At 52.9% G+C, this 2,997-nt stretch carries 3 protein-coding genes and 1 tRNA gene; 3 read left to right on the top strand and 1 reads right to left on the bottom strand.

The window, feature by feature from the left end; translation table 11 throughout:
• The coding region (locus ACXJ5O_RS23215) for an ArnT family glycosyltransferase (protein WP_457301969.1) at positions 1–1,112 on the bottom strand (1,112 nt) is incomplete at its 3' end.
• Here ACXJ5O_RS23215 and ACXJ5O_RS23210 point away from each other — a divergent pair.
• The 3 genes from ACXJ5O_RS23210 (at position 1,087) to ACXJ5O_RS23200 (ending at position 2,985) form a co-directional block, all read left to right on the top strand.
• Positions 1,087–1,172 (top strand) — tRNA-Leu (locus ACXJ5O_RS23210). The genes ACXJ5O_RS23215 and ACXJ5O_RS23210 overlap by 26 nt on opposite strands.
• 111 nt (positions 1,173–1,283) lie before the next feature.
• The gene (locus tag ACXJ5O_RS23205; protein ID WP_457301968.1) at positions 1,284–2,033 is read left to right on the top strand and encodes a competence/damage-inducible protein A; all 750 of its coding nucleotides are present in this window, start codon (positions 1,284–1,286) and stop codon (positions 2,031–2,033) included.
• A 109-nt stretch (positions 2,034–2,142) separates the two neighbouring features.
• Positions 2,143–2,985: a universal stress protein gene (locus ACXJ5O_RS23200; protein WP_224507067.1), complete on the top strand. Its 843-nt coding sequence runs from the start codon at positions 2,143–2,145 to the stop codon at positions 2,983–2,985.
• The last annotated feature ends 12 nt before the right edge of the window (positions 2,986–2,997 follow it).

Here is a 2,997-nt window from a genome sequence, read left to right as displayed (position 1 = left end):
TTCCAGGGACGGGGCGAGGAGATTTGTTCGGCCCGGCTCCGCCACCAGGCGATCGCGAAGAAAACCAGCGCTATTCCCGAGAAGAGAACACCATTGAGGAAGAGCTTCCACTCGCCGTGAAGACGACTGACAACGAAATTACCGCCCTCACCTATCTCGAATTTATGTGACCGCGCCAACAGGTTCTCGGTATGCGAAAGCGTCCACAGGCCTGTAGGTGCTATGGCTGCTATGAACACAGGCAGCACTAGAAAGCTCTTCCGCGTCAAAAGAACGGCTCGATATTCTGGAATGGAAAAACCAGCCAGAACGAGCCCGATGAGGAAGAAACTTGCGTTGAATTTTCCGAGCAGACCCGAAGCGATGCCAAGCCCTAACAACGCAGCCGAATGCCAGGAGCGGGATTTCATATGCCAGGCGAAGGCGAGAAATGCCCAAGCGCAGCCAGTGGTACCACCTACTGAGTGAGTCAGCGTCCGTTGCGATTCCCACGCGATTTGAGGCAGCAGAAATATGCCTAGCATGCCAGCAGCAGCTACCGATTTAGACAGGCCAAGCAGACGTGCGCCAAAATAGACGCTGATAAATGAACTCGCAAGCATACCGAACTTAACGAGATAGATGGTAAACATGCTGATTCCGAAGAGATTTCCAGCGATGCTGTTTATCCAGGTATAAAGCGGCGCCTGCGACCCGCCATATCCCCACTGCAGAGCACCGACATAGGCTAATTGCTCCGCGTCATCCACACCCGCGCCATTCGAAATCGTCGTCAGAAAAAAGACCTGGAACGCAAAATAGAGAAGAACCAGCAAGAGTGCCGGATTTCGCGACGCTACTTTCGTCAAATTTGCGAACGGAAATTGAAATGGAACAGCGGACATAGCGATTTCTTTTGCCTCGAAGAGCTCGCGTTCTAGTCCAGGTCGCAGCCCAAATCCACCAGAGATTGAGACCTTAGGTGTAGGGTGTTGGTTTAACCAGATGGCGGCGTCAGCTTGAAATGGCGCTTTTCGACCGAGCTGATCAGTCATATCGCAAATCACCGTTGACGGAATCGCCTTAACCGTTGAAAAGCATAAATGCGCGGACGTGGTGAAATCGGTAGACACAACAGACTTAAAATCTGTCGGCCATAGGTCATGCGGGTTCAAGTCCCGCCGTCCGCACCAGCGCTCAAGTGCCGCTGGTTTTGACCTTTGCTCCTTTGCCTTTCCTGAGCGAAATGGCTTGCGACGATCCGTTTGGAGATTTACGGTCGCCTTCCCGCTAGGAGATTTTTTATGACTGATGAAGTTGTGACCGCAGCCATGCTGGCGATCGGCGATGAGTTGCTGTCAGGTCGGACAAAGGACAAGAACATCGGTCACCTAGCTGATATTCTCACAGCCGTCGGTATCGATCTTGAAGAAGTTCGCATAGTTCCGGATGAAGAGGATCGCATTGTCKAAGCGCTGAATGCCCTGCGGGAACGCTACGAATACGTGTTCACGTCGGGAGGAATCGGACCAACGCACGACGACATAACTGCTGATGCAGTTGCAAAAGCGTTTGATGTGCCTTGTGAACACGACGCGGCGGCTATGAAACTCATGGGCGATAATTATGCAGCACGCGGGATGGAATTCACCGAAAGCCGGCAGCGCATGGCGCGGATGCCACGCGGCTCGGCCCACATCGCCAATCCAGTTTCGACTGCACCCGGTTTCCATATCGGCAATGTCTACGTGATGGCAGGCGTCCCTTCGGTTTTTCAGGCTATGCTGGACAATGTGATTCCAACCCTGCGAGTGGGAAAGAAGCTATTGTCCCGCTCAGTGAATTGCCCGTTTGGGGAAGGTGCTATTGCCGTTCCGCTCGGCAATATCCAGGCTGCTCATCCAGATACGATCATCGGTTCTTATCCCAAATACGAAAACGGCAAGTTCTCGACGGAGCTGGTGATCAGGGCGCGTGACGAAGAAAAACTTCTTGCGGCCGAATCAGCCGTGAAGGAGATGGTTGCAAATATCGCCGCTCAACCCGCACAATGAAATGCTTTTGAAGCACGCAAGTTGTCCAAAATGCAAAAGCAACTATTGCGTGAAAGGCGTATAATGTTGCCTGATGCGTTCAAGGACGCAACAACCTATGGAGGCCAACATGGCATTTCGGACGATCATCGCTTTCATTCGCAGCGAGCGTGAGGCAAAGAAGGTTATAGGCGCCGCAAGGTTGATCGCTTCGTCCAGCGAACGCACGCATATCATCGGCCTCTATACGATCCCCTCGCCGATTGTTTATGCCGATCCCACAGGTTTTGCCGACACGACATTGTTCGAAGCCCATGAACAGCGCCACAAGGAAAACTCCGAAGCGATTTCAGCTCTTTTTGGGGCGGAGATGTCGACTGGAACCATCTCCCATGAGTTCCGCATTGTACGATCCGAAAGCAGCAGCCCGTCCGCCGGCGTTACGCAAAGCGCCCTCCGAGCCGACATCATAATTGCCGGTCAACCTGATCCTGATGATCCAGATAGCGTCAACGACGTCACCGATCCGCTGGTCATGGAAAGCGGCCGACCTGTTCTGTTTGTCCCTTACAAAACCAAACTGCCGGAAAAGATCGATCGTGTCGTTGTTGCCTTCAATGGCAAGCGCGAAGCATCGCGCGCTGCATTCGATTCACTGCCCTTGCTACTCAAGGCTGAAAGTGTCGATATCGTCTGGGTTGATCCGAAGAAATCCAACGATCCGAATGTCGATATCCCCGGCACACCGCTTTCTGATGCGCTTCGTCGCCACGGTGTCAATGTACATCCCCACACCATCAATTCGAACGCCGAATCTGCCGACAAGGTACTGCGACGCTGGATTGCGGAAAACAATGCGTCATTGTTCGTAATGGGAGCTTATAGCCAGTCTCGATTAAAGGAATGGGTCTTCGGCGGTGTAACCAGCTCTATAATGGCTGATATGCCCTGCCTGACATTGATGTCGCGCTGAACAGGGCGCAAT

The organism is Phyllobacterium sp. P5_D12 (assembly GCF_054049495.1).
Note: the sequence above shows the minus strand (reverse complement) of the source record. Positions and strands in the feature narration are given on the sequence as shown.

Coding starts and splice junctions, on each gene's coding strand:
- ACXJ5O_RS23200 (WP_224507067.1), top strand. CDS start 2,143: ATGGCATTTCGGACGATCATCGCTTTCATTCGCAGCGAGCGTGAGGCA.